Source organism: Pedobacter gandavensis (assembly GCF_014172405.1).
Classification (GTDB): Bacteria; Bacteroidota; Bacteroidia; order Sphingobacteriales; family Sphingobacteriaceae; genus Pedobacter; species Pedobacter gandavensis.
This window is the reverse complement of sequence record NZ_WNXC01000008.1, coordinates 71263-89518: the sequence shown is the minus strand read 5'-3', so window position 1 is coordinate 89518 and position 18256 is coordinate 71263. Positions and strand designations below refer to the sequence as shown.

The window sequence follows — 18256 nt, the reverse complement described above, 5'->3', positions numbered from 1 at the left end:
AACACGAAAGTTGGCATTCCGTTTGATTAACGGTCTGAGTAAAATAAATTATAAAACTATGGTTACTTCAAAATTTAAAATAGCAGCATTTAGTATCGCATTAGCAATGGGTGCAATGACATTCCAAGGCTGTGATAGCTTAACTAAAACACAAAAGGGCGCAGGTATTGGTGCTACAGCAGGTGGTGTTCTAGGTGCTCTTATCGGAAAAAAAGCAGGTAATACTGCTGTTGGGGCTATCATTGGTGCTGCTGTTGGTGGTACTGCAGGTGGATTTATTGGAAAAAGAATGGATAAACAAGCTGCAGAGATTCAGAATGCGATCCCTAATGCTGAAGTAATTCGTGAAGGTGAAGGTATTATTGTGAAGTTTGATAGTGGTATCCTTTTTGGATTCGACAAATCTGATTTAACCCCTGCTGCTAAAACCAATGTACAATCACTAGCTGCTTCTCTTACTAAATATCCAGGAACGGATATTAAAGTAATTGGCCATACTGACAACGTAGGAAAAGAGGCTTATAATATGGCTCTTTCTGAGAGAAGAGCAGCAGCTGTTAAAGCTTATGCAGTATCTCAGGGTGTTCCAGCAGCACGTTTAATCACTATCGGAAAAGGTATGTCTGAGCCAATTGCTGACAACAGCACCGAAGCTGGAAGAGCTGCCAACCGTAGAGTTGAGGTAGTTATTGTTGCCAATGATCAGTTGAAACAACAAGCAACACAACAAGGCAAATAATTAGTACATCCACATCTACCTATAAAGTAAAAACCCGTCGTACTTCGTACTTCGGGTTTTTTTATGTGATTAGATTTTATTCTGCTTCTTGTTCTTCTGCAGTACCGTAGATATCTTCAAAATAAGATACTGTCAGCGATTTCAGTAGCAACTCCTGCTCCATCATCGCAAATGAGGGAACGGGTTTTAAGAGTTTCCAATGTGGCCATCCATCCTGGTCTAATCCTTCCAGTTCATAAAACCCCATTTCACTTAACAAACGGCAGGTTGCGATATGCATTAACTCTTCCTTTTGTCGTTTACTATACTTGCCAGGTCCTTTGCCTAACTCCTGCACACCGATTAAAAATAGCATCACCTTTAGGTCGGGTACATCAGAATCAAACTCCTGAGCTATCTTTTGTTGCAAAATTTTCCATTTTGCATGTATTTCTGCAGGTTTCATAAGGCAAAGATACAAATTAAGCGGCTGCGCTTTATTACAATAAAATTAAGGGTTTAGCCAGCGGTTTTATTACTTTAGCCTATATCAGCTGATCAGTTAAAAAAGAGATTTGTACCTATGGAAAAAAAAATAATAACAGGCCTTATGGCCTACGGAATGTCCGGCAAAGTATTTCATGCGCCTTTTGTGGATGCACACCCCGGATTTACACTTCATGCCGTAACTGAGAGAAATCAGAAAAATGCGGCCACAGATTATCCAGGAATCATCAGCTACAACACGATTGAAGATTTAATATCAGATGAGCAGATTGAGTTGATCATCATCAATACACCAAATTACACCCACTATGAGTATGTTAAGAAAGCATTAAAAGCGGGGAAACATATCCTAGTAGAAAAACCATTTACAGCAACTGCTGAAGAGGCAAAAGAGATTCTTGCATTGGCAAAAGAGCTGGATAAGAAAGTCCTTTTTTATCAAAACAGGAGGTGGGACAGTGATTTTACAGCCGTCCGCCAAGTGATAGAAAGTGGAAAACTCGGTAAATTAAGTGAAGTACATTTCCGCTACGACCGTTATCGTTCTACAATAGGTATAAAAAGCTTTAAAGAGGATCCGATTCCGGCATCTGGCCTGATGTACGACCTTGGCCCACATTTGCTAGACCAGGCTTTGAGTATTTTTGGTAAACCGGAATCATTCCATAAAATTCTGGGTAAAAACCGTGTAAATACACAGGTAGATGATTATTTCTCTATTCATTTGAGTTATCCGAATAGTGTCAATGTCTTCGTGCATTCCAATATGATGGTGGTAGAAGCCTTACCTGCTTTTGTGATCAATGGAACTAATGGCTCTTTGCATAAGGTGAGGGCAGATGCTCAGGAAGCTCAATTATTAGCAGGAATGAAGGTAAATGACCCTGCTTATGGGATTGAAGAGCCGGGAACCGAAGGCAAATTATATCTATTAGATGAAACCGGCCATAGGACGACACAAATTATCCCTGCTTTAAAAGGAAGCTATCTTCCACTTTTTGAATCAGTTTATCAGACCATTGTAAATGAAAAACCTTATCCGGTAACGGAAGAACAAGTGATTACACAACTGGAAATATTGGAGGCTTAACCGATGCAGGCATTTTTTATACTGATCCCAATTTTGCTTCTGGTCATCTATTTTATCTTTAGAAAAGACAACCGCCACAATTATGTAAGTTTAAGCGAGGCTGATAAGCAGCTATTATTCCAACACGTAACTTATTACCAACACCTCACCGTTGATGATCGCCTGCGGTTTGAGCAACGTATTTCTGCGTTTCTGGCAGAGGTGAAAATTGAAGGCGTAGGCACTCCGGTTACAGTTTTGGATAAATTATTAATCGCTTCAAGTGCAGTTATCCCTGTATTTGGCTTCGACGATTGGCATTACCGCAACCTGACGAATGTGCTCTTATATCCTGATACTTTTAATGAGGACTTCCAATATGAAGGCAGCTCCAGAAATATTCTAGGAATGGTCGGTTCTGGTTATATGAACGGTCAAATGATTTTATCCAGAGCAGCATTGATCAAAGGTTTTTCCAATGCCGCAGATAAAGAAAATACGGCCATCCATGAATTTGTTCATTTGCTGGATAAATCAGATGGCGCTACCGATGGTGTTCCTGAAAACCTGATCAAACATGAGTATGTGGTACCATGGGTTCGAATGATCCATGAAGAAATGAAAAGAATTGAAAGAGGAAAATCAGACATTAACCCCTATGCGATCACCAATGAAGCGGAGTTTTTTGCGGTAGTATCCGAGTATTTCTTTGAAAAGCCAGATCAGTTTAAATCGAAACACCCGGAACTTTACGAAAGCTTATCCGGGATATTCTCACAAGACCTGGCGGGCAAGTCTTTATAGACTACCCAATAATGCAACATTGAATTCTGTGGGTACTTCTATATGTGGAATGTGCCCACAGCCTTCAAACTCCACAATCTTAGCTCCCGGAATTTTAGCTGCCGTCTGCTTGCCTAAAAACCGATATTGTCCATGTAAAGCTTGCTGATCAGGACTTAACAATCCTTTTCCTACAATCGTTTTATCTTCTTTTCCAATGAAAAGCACTGTAGGAACACGAACGTTAACAAATTCCTGAACTACCGGTTGTTCATAAATCATGGTATAAGTCATGGCATTCACTCTAGCCAATCTTGGGAAATCTGCGCTTTTAGTCATACCAGCAGCAATGCGAACCAATTCGTCATATTCTGGTTTCCAAACAGTGAAATAAGAGCTTTGGTAGTATTTTTTAACGCTCTCTGCTGTCGCCTTTAATTCCGTTTGGTATTGTTGGTCGGTGCTAACATAAGGGACAAAATTGCGATAATCTTCCAAGCCAATCGGGTTTTCCAACAATAACTTCTCTGTATTTTCAGGATACATTAACGCGAAACGTGTAGCCAACATCCCACCCATCGAATGGCCAAGGATATTTGCTTTTTGGATGCCTAAAGTATCTAGCAACCGTTTATTCCAGCGTGCCAACTGATGAAAACTATAATGAATATATGGTTTGGAAGACCTGCCAAATCCAACCTGATCTGGCACCAATACTCTAAATCCACGATCGGTTAATGCTTTTATGGTACTGCCCCAATAGTATCCACCAAAGTTTTTACCATGTAACAAAACAACCGTTTTACCATTGGCTTTACCAACTGGTGCCACATCCATATAGGCCATATTTAAATCCTGACCTTCGGTATGGATAGAGAAATACTTGACCGGATAAGGGTATTTAACGTTTTCTAAGCTGATAGAGAGGGTATCTGCTTGTTGTGCCAAACACGCTGTGGCACTGAAAAATAAGCACAGATAGAGGGCTACTTTCTTATAAAACATAATGGTAATTTTAGGGAAAACAATATTAGGAACTGAAAGTTCTAAACTTAAGCATTATTTATATTTTTGGGGAAATATAAAATGTATGAGCAGTCACCAAATAGGTTTGGAGCGGTTAACTATGGATCAAATTTCCAGAGTCATCGCCGAAAAACAATTGCTACAATTATCCGATGCAGCCATCGCAAAAATAGAAGAATGCAGGAGCTATCTAGATGCCAAGTTAAAGCGCCATGAGGGCCCAATTTACGGTATAAACACCGGGTTTGGTTATTTACAGCATGTTGAAATCGAAGCAGAGAAGCTTTCTCAACTACAACACAACTTACTCTTATCTCATGCCTGTGGAACCGGTGAAGAGGTTGCTCCAGAGATCGTAAGATTGATGTTACTCTTAAAAATCCAATCACTGAGTTATGGACATTCTGCCATTGCTACGGCTACGGTCTCGCGCTTGGTCGACTTTTACAACCACGATATTTTACCAATCATTTATACACAGGGCTCCTTAGGTGCTTCTGGCGACTTGGCCCCTCTTGCACACCTGGCCTTACCACTCATCGGAGAAGGACAAGTCTGGTACCAGGGAGAGAAAATAACCACCAAAACACTATATGATAAATTAGGTTGGGAAGCTTTAAAACTACAATCTAAAGAGGGACTCGCCTTAATCAATGGAACCCAATTTATGAGTGCTTACGGAGTGTTTTGCTTATTGAAATCACAAAGCCTAATGAATTGGGCAGATACTATTGCCGCAATGTCCATAGATGGTTTTGATTGCAGACTCGATCCTTTTGAAACTTTTAGCCATGTGATTAGACCACATGCTGGACAGGTTCATACTGCAGCAAATATTTGCAAATGGCTTTCGGGAAGCGAGCTGATCAGCAGAGCTGGCAAGCAGACCCAAGATCCTTATTCCTTTCGCTGTGTGCCACAGGTCCATGGGGCAAGTAAGGACAGTATCAATTATATCCAATCGGTATTTGAAACAGAGATCAATTCTGTAACCGATAACCCCAATGTTTTTCCTGAGGAAGACCGCATTATTTCTGCAGGAAACTTTCATGGTCAGCCACTGGCTTTAACACTAGACTTCCTTTGCATCGCCCTTTCAGAGCTAGGTTCCATCTCTGAAAGGCGGACTTTTCAATTGATTTCCGGACAAAGAGGATTACCTCCCTTCCTGGTAAAAAATGCCGGGTTAAATTCTGGGTTAATGATCACCCAATATACCGCAGCATCTATTGCCAGTGAGAACAAACAACTGTGTACACCGGCATCAGTAGACAGCATTGTTTCCAGTAATGGCCAGGAAGACCATGTGAGCATGGGTGCAAATGCAGCAACAAAATGCCTAAGGGTGGTGAATAACCTGGAAAGAATTTTAGCGATAGAATTACTAACTGCAGCACAGGCTTTAGACCTCAGAAAACCTGCGCGTTCCTCTAAAGCTATAGAAAACTTATTATCCGCTTATAGGGAACTTGTTTCTTTTAATGAGGCCGATCGTTTATTGGCAGTTGATATCGCCGCCTCTGTAGCCTTTTTAAGGACAAAAGAGGTCCTATTGAATAGGGAGGAATAGCCTATTACATATTCATTACTCCATAAAAATGCCCCCAAAAATTTGGGGGCATTTTATGTTTATTTCTATCCTATATGATTCTTATAAGAATGGCACACTAATGCCAAATATTACATTACGTCCGGTATTGTAAATCCCTTCCATTTTGTACCGACTTAAGCTGTTAAAATATTTCTTATCCAAAAGATTTTGTCCGGTTACCCAAACATTCAATTTCCCTTTTTTAGTATTGATGGTAGTTCCGATTCCTGCATCTAATAGCGTATAACCTTCCGTTTCGGTTTCAAAGCTATCAAAACGCGATTGCTTCAACACGTTGGTTAGGCCAACTTTCATATAAGTTCCCGAAAGTCCTTTTACCGTTGGTTCAAAACGCAATTCATTATTAATGGATGCTGCAGGGATAAAAGGCAGAGGTTGATCGTCTGCACGATTCGTTCCTTTCACATAAGCAAAAGAGTTTTCAAAATGTAGTGATTTTATCAAATGGAAATCCAAAGATGCTTCTCCTCCAATCAGGTCTGCATTAGTTTGTACAAAACGGTAGACGGGCAATGTTTCTGTCATCCCATTTCCATCGCTAACACCTGTAGTTTCATTATTGAAATTCCCTGCGTAGATGTAATTATAAATGCGATTGGCATAAGCGTTTAGTCCGAAAGTAACAGAATTAGCAGTGTATTCCAATCCAAGGTCAAATTGTAAGCTGGTTTCTTGTTTTAGCTTTGAATTTCCGATTTCATACCTAAATGTACCTTCATGGCGGCCGTTGGCAGCCAATTCCGCAATATTTGGTGCGCGAAATCCTGACCCTGCATTTCCTTTAAGCACCAGATTTTTTGCCACCTCATAGGCAAAGCCTACTGATCCCGAAACGTTCGAAAACTGGTTATCGAAAGCCGTAAATAAAGGTTCCCCAGCTACATCTAGTCCTTTTCCATTCACCTTCTTGTAGTCATAACGTGCACCGATGTTGATGGCTCCTTTTTCGAAATTACGTTTCAGGTATACAAAAGCACCAATATTGTTGCTATTATAATCAGGAATTAAAAACTCGTCGCCTTTGTTCACATTGTTCTGGTACATACCTTGAACACCAATTGCTGGTTCCCATTTCCCTGCATTTGGAAAGTAGTATTTTACATCATAGGTATAAGAGTTCAGGTTCAAATTTAGTCCTGGTTCTGTTGTACTTTCTTCAAACTCCTTTCTCATATTACGCTGAAAAGCAAAAGTTGTTTTCAACTGTCCATTACCCAGAATAAAATTACTGTTTAATGCTGCTCGATAATGATTAATATTCTGGAAAGGTAATCCAATTCTACGCTCCTGGGCTTCTGCTTTACTAATCACTTCACCTTCATCATTTACATACTGGCCCTGCTCGTTGGGCCCGTGCTCTACCAAACCTATATTAGTATGGAAGCGAGAGAATGTCAAATGAGAATATCCCCAGCTTTTATTTAAGCCCACCATCCCGTTCAAATTAAATTCGTTAAAACCCGAATTTGGAACTACAGCATCTTTATAGGCAAAACCATAAGCATTTTTATAAGAAGCACGACCCCGATACACAAAACCATTGTCATTTCCCTGCAGCATCAATGAGGAGGCAGACAGTCCATTATTTGTTGCATAAGAAGTTGTAAAATCGCCGTTAAACGTTCCCGGAGGAGGGACAAGGTCATCAATAATATTAATCACTCCACCCAATGCATCAGAACCGTAAAGTAAACTTGCAGGGCCTTTTAATATTTCCACCCTGGCGGCAGAGAATTGATCCACTTCGATACCGTGCTCATCTCCCCATTGCTGCGCTTCTTCCCTTGCACCATCTACCATAGTCAATACACGGTTATAGCCTAAGCCGCGAATGGTTGGTTTGGAAATTGCACCTCCAGTGCTGACTTGCGAGATGCCGGGAACCTTTGAAATGGCATCTACCAAATTTGTTCCACCCGCTTGTGCCAGCTTATCTTTCCCTATCGAGACTACGGATAAGCTGTTGGTTTTATTATTTGAGCTAAAGGGTGATCCAGTGATAACAACTTCTGCACTTTCTATCGCAGAAGGTTGAAGTGTGATATTCAGCTTATTCAGCGTGCTCAGGTCTACCATTTGCGAAAAGGTCTTATAGCCAACGAAGCGGACTTCCAATAGGAACCTTCCTTTTGTAGGGATATTTTTTAAAGTAAATTCCCCCTTTGCATTGGTACTGGTAACCGCTTTTAAGTCACTGATATAAACAGTTGCACCAACCAGCGGCTCTTGGTTGTCGGCATCAGTTACTTTACCTTTAAATTCCGCCAGTCCAGTCTTAAACCCTATCCCTCCAAAGGGATTTTTTGTCCATCCCGAGGCAAATACGGGAACCGAGAATAACGTATATAGTAAGACCATTAATACTAGATGTATCTTTTTCATGTGTTTCGAGTGTATCATGTTTTGTTAAAAAAGTGCAAAACATCACGTTAACCGAGGTCAACGATTTTATAAATAACAAATGTTAATTGGAAAATGATTTTAGTCCCTTCGATCAGTATCACAGTTTTGAAATTAGGGCCGCATACAAGAGTTCAGACAAACCGCTGAACCAATTGAAAAGCAAATAAAAATCCTAATAAAACAATGTATACGCGCATTACCAATCGCTATTGACCATTATTTGATCAAATAACAAGGTAATATCCTTAAGGGCAAAGAAAATGACTATACGGCAGGGGGTCCTCGAAGTGAGGTGCTAATGAGTTCGGTATAAGATCCCGTTAACAAAGCATAATGCTTGATGACAGGTATGGTTTCCAGGTAAACCTGAAATTGAGTTTGTTCCTGAAGGTAGTTTTTTTCAAAATGTGCGGCACAAACCAGGCAGGTTTCCACATGACTACCCACATGTAATTTATGGGTACAAACTTTTTCATTTTGGCATTGTACTTCTTCCTCATGATGATGGAAGGCACTAAATGGCGTCAAAGCTATCGCAAACACCCAAAGCAAGGCTATGGATATTATTTTATGGATATGTTGCCGACGCTGTTTCAATTTCGAAGCTAAAATACGCAATCTCACATAATTACATACATTTGTTTTATAACATTGCCCTTACATGACCGCATAATGGATTTAAGTTTAGATTTAAGTAAAAGACAAACCCCAACCGGAAATACATTGACTTGTAAAGGATGGGTACAGGAAGCTGCTTTACGTATGCTCCTGAACAACCTTGACCCTGATGTAGCCGAGCGCCCTGAAGACCTAATCGTCTACGGAGGCCGTGGAAAAGCTGCCAGAAACAAGGAAGCTTTAGCATTAATCATTAAAGCTCTTCAAAATTTAGAAGATACGGAGACTTTATTGATCCAATCTGGGAAACCTGTCGGCGTCTTACCGACGCATAAAGATGCCCCAAGAGTATTAATTTCCAACTCACAACTGGTTCCCAAATGGGCTACGCAAAAACATTTTGATGAGCTAGAAGATAAAGGACTGATGATGTATGGTCAGATGACCGCAGGGTCCTGGATTTACATTGGCTCGCAAGGAATCGTTCAGGGAACGTATGAGACTTACGCTGCACTCGCCAGAAAACATTTCAACAGCAATCTGAAAGGCACATTAAATGTAACTGCAGGATTGGGTGGTATGGGTGGGGCGCAACCTTTGGCGATTACCATGAATCAGGGCGTTTGCCTCGCTGCAGATGTGGAAGAATGGCGCATTCAAAAGCGCCTGGAAACCCGTTATATTGACGAAATTGAGCATGACATCGATGCGGCTATTGATAAAGCCCTACACTATAAAAAAGAAGGGAAAGCATTGTCGATTGGTGTCGTTTGCAACGCAGTAGACCTACTTCAACGGTTAATCGACCGCAACATTACCCCGGATACGCTGACAGATCAAACCTCTGCGCATGATCCATTAATTGGTTATTTCCCAGAAGGATTAACCGTATCAGAGGCCAATGAATTGCGCAAATCAGATCCGGAAGACTATGTAAAAAAGAGTTACGAAACGATGGCTAAACATGTTCGCCAGATGTTAACGTTGCAAAGTCGTGGCGCCATTACCTTTGATTATGGCAATAACCTACGCGGAAGAGCACTGGAAGCAGGCGTAAACAATGCCTTTGACTTTCCCGGTTTTGTTCCTGCCTATATCCGTCCATTATTTTGCGAAGGAAAAGGACCTTTCCGTTGGGCAGCACTTAGCGGTGATCCACAAGATATTTATGAAACAGATAAACTAATTCTGGAACTTTTCCCAGAGAATGAGAGTTTGAAACAATGGATTACAATGGCGCAGGAACGCATCGCTTTCCAGGGTTTGCCGGCAAGAATCTGTTGGCTCGGACAAGGTGAAAGAGAGAAAGCTGGACTGGCTTTTAATAAACTCGTGGCTGATGGCAAGGTGAAAGCACCATTGGTAATTGGTAGAGACCACTTAGATACAGGATCTGTAGCTTCTCCAAATCGGGAAACGGAAGCTATGTTAGATGGTTCTGATGCGGTAGCTGACTGGCCAATCTTAAACGCACTGATCAATACTGCTGGTGGTGCCAGCTGGGTGTCCTTACACCATGGTGGTGGCGTCGGCATCGGGTATTCTATACATGCTGGAATGGTGATCGTTGCCGATGGTACTGAAGATGCCGCAATCCGAATCAAACGTGTATTGCATAATGATCCTGCCATGGGTGTGATCAGACATGCCGATGCAGGTTATGATATTGCAAAAGATACTTTAAGAAAGCATAGACTAGGCTTATAACCCTTGTGTTTTCTTAATTCATTTTATTTCTTTTTATCGCCCTACGTTTTTATTACAAAACCGTGATCGAATAATAAGCTAAATTGAGCGGTCTGCGAAACTAAGCAGACCGCTTTAACGTTTATTAAATAAAAAGAAATGGCAACTGCTCAGCAAATCAAAAACGGGTACATTGATTATGTGCTCCTAAACGGTGAACAACCAGCATCCGTTTACAGCTTCGTCAAGAAACTAAAAATTGCGGAGACTGACTTTTATGATTTCTACCCCTCTTTCGAAAGTATTGAGAAGAACTTATGGGTAGAGCTTACACTCGAGACCATTACTGCAATTGAATCGCAGGAGGTCTGGAACCAATACTCCTCAAGAGAGAAAATCCTTTCCTTCTTTTACAGTTACGTAGAAGTTTTAAGAAAGCATAGGAGTTTCATCATTTATAGCTTAAAAAAACACCAGAATAAGTTTGGCACACCAGAAGTTTTATCTGGCGTTAAACCTATTTTTGAGAATTTTTCAGAAGGCGTCATCAATGAAGGATTAGAAAGTGGAGAATTGGCCAACCGAAAATTTTTAAGTAAGCGATATAAAGATGCAGTATGGGTACAATTTGGCTTTATCATTAACTTTTGGACCACAGATGACAGTGCCGGATTCGAAAAAACTGATGAAGTCATTGAAAAAGGAGTGAATGTAACTTTCGACCTTTTTGAGCGCTCTCCGCTAGACAATCTCCTGGAATATGGGAAATTTCTTTCCAGAAATGGAAACTTTAAAGAAAAGGTGGGACTATAAAATTCATGAAAGAACAAGAGCGTATTCCGGTAACGAAAGGACAGAGATCAGCGAAATTTGTAAAAACAGGAATCCAGATTGGCGGTAATTATATTAAGCATTATTCCAAAAAACTTTTCAACCCTGATCTGAGCAGAGATGAGCTAAATGAGGATAATGCAACCGACATTTATAAATCGCTGAGTGAACTCAAGGGCAGCGCTTTGAAAGTTGCCCAGATGCTGAGCATGGATAAAAATATCCTTCCAAAATCCTATATCGACAAGTTTACACAGTCCCAATACAATGCACCTCCCCTTTCCGGACCACTCATTGTTCGAACGTTCAGTAAATACTTTGGAAAGACTCCCGAGCAGATTTACGATAAATTCAACCTTCATTCCAGCAATGCGGCCTCCATTGGGCAAGTACATCAAGCGGAACTCAATGGAAAGAATTTAGCCGTTAAAATTCAATACCCAGGTGTTGGAGACAGCATTTCTTCGGACCTGAAATTGGTAAAACCTTTTGCCTTTCGTTTATTGGGAATGAATGAAAAAGAGCTCAATATTTACATCAAAGAAGTAGAAGAAAGATTACTGGAAGAAACAGATTATGAACTTGAAGTGCGCAGGTCTATCGAATTTTCTGAAGCATGCAGTCACCTCCAAAATGTGGTCTTCCCAAAATATTACCCGGAACTTTCCAAAAAACGAATCATCACCATGGACTGGATTCAGGGCTTACACCTCAAAGAGTTCTTGAAAACTAATCCTTCCCAAGCCCTAAGAAATAAAATCGGACAAGCATTATGGGATTTTTACAACTTCCAGCAACATGAGCTGAGAGCAGTGCACGCTGATCCGCATCCAGGAAACTTCATGATTACCCCAGATGAGAAATTAGGGGTGATTGATTTTGGCTGTATCAAAGAAATGCCAGATGATTTTTACTATCCGTTTTTCTCCTTAATTTCAAGTGATGTGCTCCAGGACAAAGCGAAAACAATTGCAGCCTTCCGTCAATTGGAGATGATCCATCCTGAGGATACAGAAAATCAGGTCGAATTTTATTATAAAGCATACCGTGAAATGATTGAGTTATTTGCCAGACCTTATACGAGCAAAACCTTCGATTTTAGTAAGCCTGAATTCTTTGAACAACTGTATAAATATGCTGAGAAAGTAGCCACAATGCCTGAATTTAAACAGGCCAGAGGAGTGAAACATTTCATCTATGTAAACCGAACCAATTTTGGCCTATACACCATCCTGCAGGAACTAAAATCAGTAGTACATACGGATACTTTTCAACCCCATACGCTAAAATGAAAATCCTGTTGACAGGTGCTAATGGTTATATCGGTACCCGATTACTCCCTGTTCTTCTAGCAGCAGGCCATGAAGTAGTCTGTATGGTGCGAGATAAAAGGCGATTTTCGGAGGCTTCTGATTTTGGTGATCAGGTACAAATCATCACCGGAGATCTGCTAAATCCTGAAACACTGCGCGCTGTTCCAACCGATATTCATGTGGCCTATTACCTGGTACACTCGATGTCTGCCAAAGAACATGGATTCTCCGAATTGGAAACTACATCCGCGCAAAATTTTGTAAATGCCCTCAAAACGACTTCATGTAAACAGGTGATTTACCTTACGGGAATTGTCAATGATCCCGGACTATCGGAACATTTAAGTTCCAGATTGGCTGTAGAAGAAGTATTAAAGCAATCTGGAACTCCCTTTACTATATTAAGAGCTGCGATCATTATCGGTTCTGGAAGTGCCTCATTTGAGATTATCAGAGACCTGACGGAGAAACTGCCTGTCATGGTAGCTCCAAAATGGATCAAAACAAAATGCCAACCAATTGGAATCCGAGATGTACTCCGTTATTTAAGTGGTGTATTGTTAAATAAAAATGCCATCCAGCAGACTTTTGACATTGGCGGACCCGACATTCTGAGTTATAGAGAAATGATGTTGCAATACGCAGAAGTTCGCCATTTAAAACGGTTCATCATCACCTTACCCTTACTTACTCCCCGTTTATCTTCCCTATGGTTGAACATGGTTACTTCAGTGCCGTATACCTTAGCAAGAAGCCTGGTAGACAGCATGAAAAATGAGGTCATATGCAAAGAAAATAATATCCATAGCGTTGTTCCCGGTCATTGTTTGCCTTACCAAGAAAACCTCCGACTTGCTTTCGAGAAAATTGAGCAAAATTCTATTGTTTCCAGCTGGAAAGACGCCTTAAACCGCGGTTATCTCGACACTAGCTTTATGGATCAGGTCAAAGTTCCACAAAATGGCACCTTAGAATATAAAGTTAAAATGCCTTTTGAACGAAATCCACAGGAGGTCTTTGAAAACATCTGGAGCATTGGAGGAGACAGGGGTTGGTATTACGCCAACTGGCTTTGGAATTTAAGGGGCTTTTTCGATAAATTAATGGGCGGTGTAGGTACTTCCAGGGGAAGAACAAGTAACACTTCACTAAAAGCTGGCGATGTACTCGATTTCTGGCGCGTTCTACTGGCAGATCAGCAGCACAAGCGTTTATTACTCTTTGCAGAAATGAAAGTCCCAGGAGAAGCTTGGCTAGAGTTTAAAGTTGTTGAATTCCATGGGCATTATTTTCTATCTCAGATTGCCACCTTTCGGCCTTCAGGATTGTGGGGAAGAATTTACTGGTATGCTATGTTTCCATTTCACATTTTCCTTTTCAATGGTATGGCCAAAGAAATTACCCAATTCAAAGGACAATAAAAAAGGCACAATCGCCACAATTGCACCTTCTCTAAAAACCTAAAACTTAATACTAAGACACAGAAAAGTACAAAAGGTTTCATTAAGGGTTGTTTTTTTGCTACAATAAAGCAATATTTCTTACTTTATTCCGGACAACGCCCCTCATTGCAGTCTATTGCCTATAGCTAAAGATTTTTACCAAAATCTGTTGATAAAAACCAAGAAATTTGTAAACAAATCAATCCTGTTAAATATATTTGTATTACATCCAACCCCCTCGATTTTGGCAAAAAGCTCTAAAATTTACAAAAACATACTCGTCGTTGAAGACAATCATGCCATTCTTGATGTCATCACTCTGATTTTACAAAGCGAAGCGTATAAAGTAACTGGCCTGAATAAAAGCATCAACATGATGACGCATATCCAACAATCCAGACCAGACCTTGTCATTATGGACATTATGCTCCCTGATGGGGACGGCAGAGAGCTACTAACGCAACTCAGATCTGATGCCAGTACTGCTGAAATTCCAGTGCTCATGATTTCCGCCAGGTATACCGAATCCAATATTCAACATGGTGCTTTTAAACCAAATGGATTCCTGGCTAAACCTTTTGACATCGACGATTTACTGGATAGAATTGAGGGCATCCTCGCAGGAAAAGTTTACTAAATCTTAAAACAATGAACGCCAATCAGGAACTGATCACCAAATTCTATACGGCCTTTCAAAATAAAGATATTACTGGAATGCAGGAATGTTACAGTGATCAGGCAACTTTCAGTGACCCTGTATTTACCAACCTGAATGCAAAAGAGCTCCGTTCGATGTGGGCGATGCTGATTCAAAGCGGAAAAGATATGCGTATTGAATTCAGCGCAGTTGAGTCTATAGAAAATGGGGCCAGGGCACATTGGGATGCGTATTATACCTTTTCGGCAACGGGGAATAAAGTTTTAAATCAGGTTGATGCACATTTTGTCATCGAAAACGGAAAAATCATCCAACACCAGGACCAGTTCGACTTCTATAAATGGTCGAAGCAGGCGCTTGGGCTTACAGGAATGTTATTGGGTTGGACGTCCTTCCTCAGAAATAAGGTAAGAAAGCAGGCCAGTGCTAAACTGGCCGCTTATATATCCAGAAAAAATCCGGGGATTAATCTTTAATTTTTTCAACAATTTCGGCCAGGGATAGCTTCTCCTGTACACCACTGTGCATGTCTTTTAGTGTTAAAAGGCCACTTTCCAACTCATCACTACCAATTAATATCACAAAAGGGATATTTTTATCATCTGCATAACTCATTTGCTTTTTCAGCTTTGCAGCAGTAGGGTAAAGTTCGGCAGCAATATTGGCATTTCTCAGTTGCTGTACGATCGGCAGCGCATATAATTCTGCTGCTTCATCAAAATTACTGATCAAAACTTTTGTTCCCGCGGCAACAGATTCAGGAAAGAGATTCAGTTCCAATAAAACATCATAGATGCGATCTGCACCAAAAGAAATCCCAACACCTGTTAAGTTCTTTAAACCAAACATCCCGGTCAAATCATCATAACGACCACCACCACCAATACTACCCATTGCAGCTTCATTGGTTTTCACTTCAAAGATACAGCCGGTATAGTAGTTTAAACCACGAGCCAAAGTTATATCCAGCTCGAGATCAGGACGAAGTTCTGGAGTTGTTTGCAACAATCCTTTTAAATATTTAAATACCGTTTCGATCTCGGCAATCCCATTCATTCCCGTTGGCGAATCCGCCAATACCGTACGCAGACTTTCCAGTTTCTCTTCGTTGCTTCCTTGCAATAAAATTACTGGTTTTAATTTTTCCAGATCCCCTTCAGTAAATCCGCGTTCTAACAGCTCTTTACTTACGCCATCCAGGCCAATTTTATCCAATTTATCAATGGCTACCGTCATGTCGATGATCAATTCCGGTTTACCTATAATTTCTGCAATTCCTGAAAGGATTTTGCGGTTATTTAATTTAATTGTGAAATCCTTTAGTCCCAGGTTGCACAATGCTTCCTGGTATATCAATACGAATTCTGCTTCGTTCAATAAGCTATCTGATCCTACCACATCCACATCGCACTGATAGAACTCTCTGTAGCGACCTTTCTGCGGTCGGTCAGCTCTCCATACCGGTTGAATCTGAAAGCGCTTAAATGGCAAGGAAATGTCATTCTGATGCATCACAACGTAACGGGCAAAGGGCACCGTTAAATCATACCTCAATGCTTTTTCAGAGATCGAGGAAATCATGGCATTTGAGTTGGCTGTTGCCAATAGTTCTGGTTTAACTTTAGAAAGGTAATCCCCACTATTTAGCACCTTAAAGATCAGTTTATCACCCTCATCTCCATACTTACCTGTTAAAGTACTCAGGTTTTCCATCGTTGGGGTTTGTATTTCGGCATAGCCATATTTTTTAAATACCGTTTTTATGGTATCAAAAATATGATTGCGTTTGACCATTTCCTGGGGTGAAAAATCACGGGTTCCTTTAACTAGAGAAGGTTTAATATTCGACATAAGGACAAAAGTACAAAAAGTAACAGGCATAAAAAAAGCTGCCGAAGCAGCTTTTAAGATTATTTTAATTATTCGTTAAACCAATAGTCTTACTGGTTCTTCTAACAACGCTTTTAGTGTTTGTAAGAAAGCTGAACCAGTTGCACCATCCACTACGCGGTGGTCACAACTTAAAGTAACTTTCATTACGTTTCCTGGAACCACGGCACCATTTTTAACCACAGGAACCTGAGAGATTCCGCCGATTGCAAGAATACATGCATCAGGTGGGTTAATAATCGCTGTGAACTCATCAATTCCAAACATTCCTAAGTTAGAAATGGTGAAAGTTGATCCTTCCCAATCCGATGGTTGTAATTTTTTAGCTTTAGCGCGTTGTGCAAAGTCTTTCACTTCCGCAGAGATATGCGACAATGATTTGCCATCAGCAAAACGAACTACAGGAACCAATAGACCATCTTCAACAGCTACAGCCACACCAATGTTCACATGCTCATTGTAACGAATTTTATCGCCTAACCAAGAAGAGTTTACATTAGGGTGTTGTTTTAAAGCAATCGCAACTGCTTTTAACACCATATCATTGAAAGAGATTTTTACCGGTGCATATTCATTGATTTTGGTACGTGCAGCAATTGCACCATCCATATCAATTGACATAGTTAAGTAGAAATGAGGAGCAGTAAACAAGCTTTCAGATAAACGCTTAGCGATTACTTTACGCATTTGAGTAACTGGTTTCTCTGTATATTTCTCTTCACCAACAAACACTGGAATACTTACCGAAGCTGATTTCTCAGCAGGTGCTGCAGTTGCTGCTACCTGAGGCGCCGCTGCTACTGCTGGTTTAAAGTTCTCAATGTCTTTTTTGATGATGCGTCCGCCATCAGCACTACCTGCAACTTTAGCAAGGTCAATACCTTTGTCTTTCGCAATTCTTTTTGCAAGAGGAGATGCTTTTACGCGATCAGAACCTTCAGCAGGAGCTGCTGTAGTTTCTGCTGCTGGAACACCTTCAGCTACAGGAGCATCTGCTTTTTTATCGGCAGCAGGTTTTACAGGTGCATCACCTTGTTTAAGGAATTCGCTAATGTCTGTTCCTTCCGGACCAACAATTGCCATAATGCCATTCACTTTCGCGGCAGCACCTTTTTCCACACCAATATGCAATAAAGTTCCATCTGCATAACCCATTACTTCCATAGTTGCCTTATCAGTTTCTACATCAGCAAGGATATCATCATTTTTAACTTTATCACCAACTTTTTTATGCCATTCAGCGATAACGCCTTCAGTCATGGTATCACTTAGCAAAGGCATTCTGATTACTGTTACACCGATCTTTTCAAGATCAGCGTCAGTAATTCCTGCTGTTGCTTCTTTTTTATCTTCAACCGGAGCAGCTGTTGCAGCAGGCGCCGCTTCAGTTTTAGGAGCCGCAGCACCTTCTTCTGCCGCTAATGCCGCTTTATAGTCTTCTCCTTCTTTACCTATTACAGCGATAACTGCATCCACAGGAACAGATTGACCTGCTTCTACACCAATGTATAAAACGGTACCATCCCAATAAGATTCCAGATCCATGGTTGCCTTATCGGTTTCCACTTCGGCCATTACATCGCCACTTTTAACTTTATCGCCAACTTTTTTATGCCACTTAGCCATCACACCTTCGGTCATGGTATCGCTCATTTTGGGCATTCTAACTATTTCAGCCATTCTATATTATTAAATGAAAT

Annotated in this window: 16 protein-coding genes; 10 read left to right on the top strand and 6 right to left on the bottom strand. The window is 40.7% G+C overall.

The window, feature by feature from the left end:
* The first annotated feature begins 58 nt into the window (after nt 1–58).
* Nucleotides 59–739 carry an OmpA family protein gene (locus GM920_RS19135; RefSeq protein WP_182960489.1) on the top strand — a complete coding sequence of 227 codons (681 nt, stop codon included), beginning with the start codon at nt 59–61 and terminating at the stop codon, nt 737–739.
* A 76-nt stretch (nt 740–815) separates the two neighbouring features.
* Here GM920_RS19135 and GM920_RS19130 read toward each other — a convergent pair whose 3' ends face one another.
* Nucleotides 816–1184, bottom strand: a complete 369-nt coding sequence (locus GM920_RS19130) for a hypothetical protein (RefSeq protein WP_182960487.1) — start codon at nt 1182–1184, stop codon at nt 816–818.
* Between the two features lie 117 nt (nt 1185–1301).
* Between GM920_RS19130 and GM920_RS19125 the strand changes: the two genes are divergently transcribed.
* Nucleotides 1302–2315, top strand: coding sequence for a Gfo/Idh/MocA family oxidoreductase (locus GM920_RS19125; RefSeq protein ID WP_182960485.1), 1014 nt, complete (start codon nt 1302–1304; stop codon nt 2313–2315).
* Between the two features lie 3 nt (nt 2316–2318).
* A complete protein-coding gene (locus GM920_RS19120; protein WP_182960483.1) occupies nt 2319–3098 on the top strand; it encodes a M90 family metallopeptidase in 780 nt (259 codons plus the stop codon).
* Here GM920_RS19120 and GM920_RS19115 read toward each other — a convergent pair.
* Nucleotides 3093–4082, bottom strand: coding sequence for an alpha/beta fold hydrolase (locus GM920_RS19115; protein ID WP_182960481.1), 990 nt, complete (start codon nt 4080–4082; stop codon nt 3093–3095). The two genes, GM920_RS19120 and GM920_RS19115, sit on opposite strands and share 6 nt — an antisense overlap.
* Nucleotides 4083–4167: 85 nt before the next feature.
* On the opposite strand from GM920_RS19115, the gene hutH reads away from it, so the two are divergent.
* On the top strand, nt 4168–5673 hold the full coding sequence (gene hutH, locus GM920_RS19110; protein WP_182960479.1) for a histidine ammonia-lyase: 1506 nt from the start codon (nt 4168–4170) through the stop codon (nt 5671–5673).
* Nucleotides 5674–5754: 81 nt separating this feature from the next.
* Here hutH and GM920_RS19105 read toward each other — a convergent pair whose 3' ends face one another.
* Nucleotides 5755–8097, bottom strand: a complete 2343-nt coding sequence (locus tag GM920_RS19105; protein WP_182960477.1) for a TonB-dependent receptor — start codon at nt 8095–8097, stop codon at nt 5755–5757.
* A 285-nt stretch (nt 8098–8382) separates the two neighbouring features.
* Entirely contained in the window at nt 8383–8742 is a 360-nt protein-coding gene (locus GM920_RS19100; protein ID WP_182960475.1) for a hypothetical protein, read from the bottom strand.
* 48 nt (nt 8743–8790) lie between these two features.
* Between GM920_RS19100 and hutU the strand changes: the two genes are divergently transcribed.
* From hutU to GM920_RS19070, 6 genes are all read left to right on the top strand, one after another.
* Nucleotides 8791–10443, top strand: a complete 1653-nt coding sequence (gene hutU / locus GM920_RS19095) for a urocanate hydratase (RefSeq protein WP_182960473.1) — start codon at nt 8791–8793, stop codon at nt 10441–10443.
* 138 nt (nt 10444–10581) lie between these two features.
* Entirely contained in the window at nt 10582–11235 is a 654-nt protein-coding gene (locus tag GM920_RS19090; protein ID WP_182960471.1) for a TetR family transcriptional regulator C-terminal domain-containing protein, read from the top strand.
* A 5-nt stretch (nt 11236–11240) separates the two neighbouring features.
* Nucleotides 11241–12545: an ABC1 kinase family protein gene (locus tag GM920_RS19085; protein WP_182960469.1), complete on the top strand. Its 1305-nt coding sequence runs from the start codon at nt 11241–11243 to the stop codon at nt 12543–12545.
* Nucleotides 12542–13987 (top strand): SDR family oxidoreductase, encoded by a 1446-nt coding sequence (locus tag GM920_RS19080; RefSeq protein ID WP_182960467.1) that lies wholly within the window; start codon nt 12542–12544, stop codon nt 13985–13987. Before GM920_RS19085 ends, GM920_RS19080 begins: the two co-directional genes overlap by 4 nt.
* Before the next feature lie 265 nt (nt 13988–14252).
* Complete coding sequence (locus GM920_RS19075; RefSeq protein ID WP_182960465.1) at nt 14253–14645, top strand: response regulator transcription factor; 393 nt, start codon at nt 14253–14255, stop codon at nt 14643–14645.
* 11 nt (nt 14646–14656) lie between these two features.
* On the top strand, nt 14657–15142 hold the full coding sequence (locus tag GM920_RS19070) for a nuclear transport factor 2 family protein (protein WP_182960464.1): 486 nt from the start codon (nt 14657–14659) through the stop codon (nt 15140–15142).
* Here GM920_RS19070 and hisS read toward each other — a convergent pair.
* Both hisS and GM920_RS19060 read right to left on the bottom strand, forming a co-directional pair.
* Nucleotides 15132–16517 carry a histidine--tRNA ligase gene (gene hisS / locus GM920_RS19065; protein ID WP_182960462.1) on the bottom strand — a complete coding sequence of 462 codons (1386 nt, stop codon included), beginning with the start codon at nt 16515–16517 and terminating at the stop codon, nt 15132–15134. The genes GM920_RS19070 and hisS overlap by 11 nt on opposite strands.
* A gap of 75 nt (nt 16518–16592) precedes the next feature.
* Nucleotides 16593–18236 (bottom strand): 2-oxo acid dehydrogenase subunit E2, encoded by a 1644-nt coding sequence (locus tag GM920_RS19060; protein ID WP_182960460.1) that lies wholly within the window; start codon nt 18234–18236, stop codon nt 16593–16595.
* Between the last annotated feature and the right edge of the window lie 20 nt (nt 18237–18256).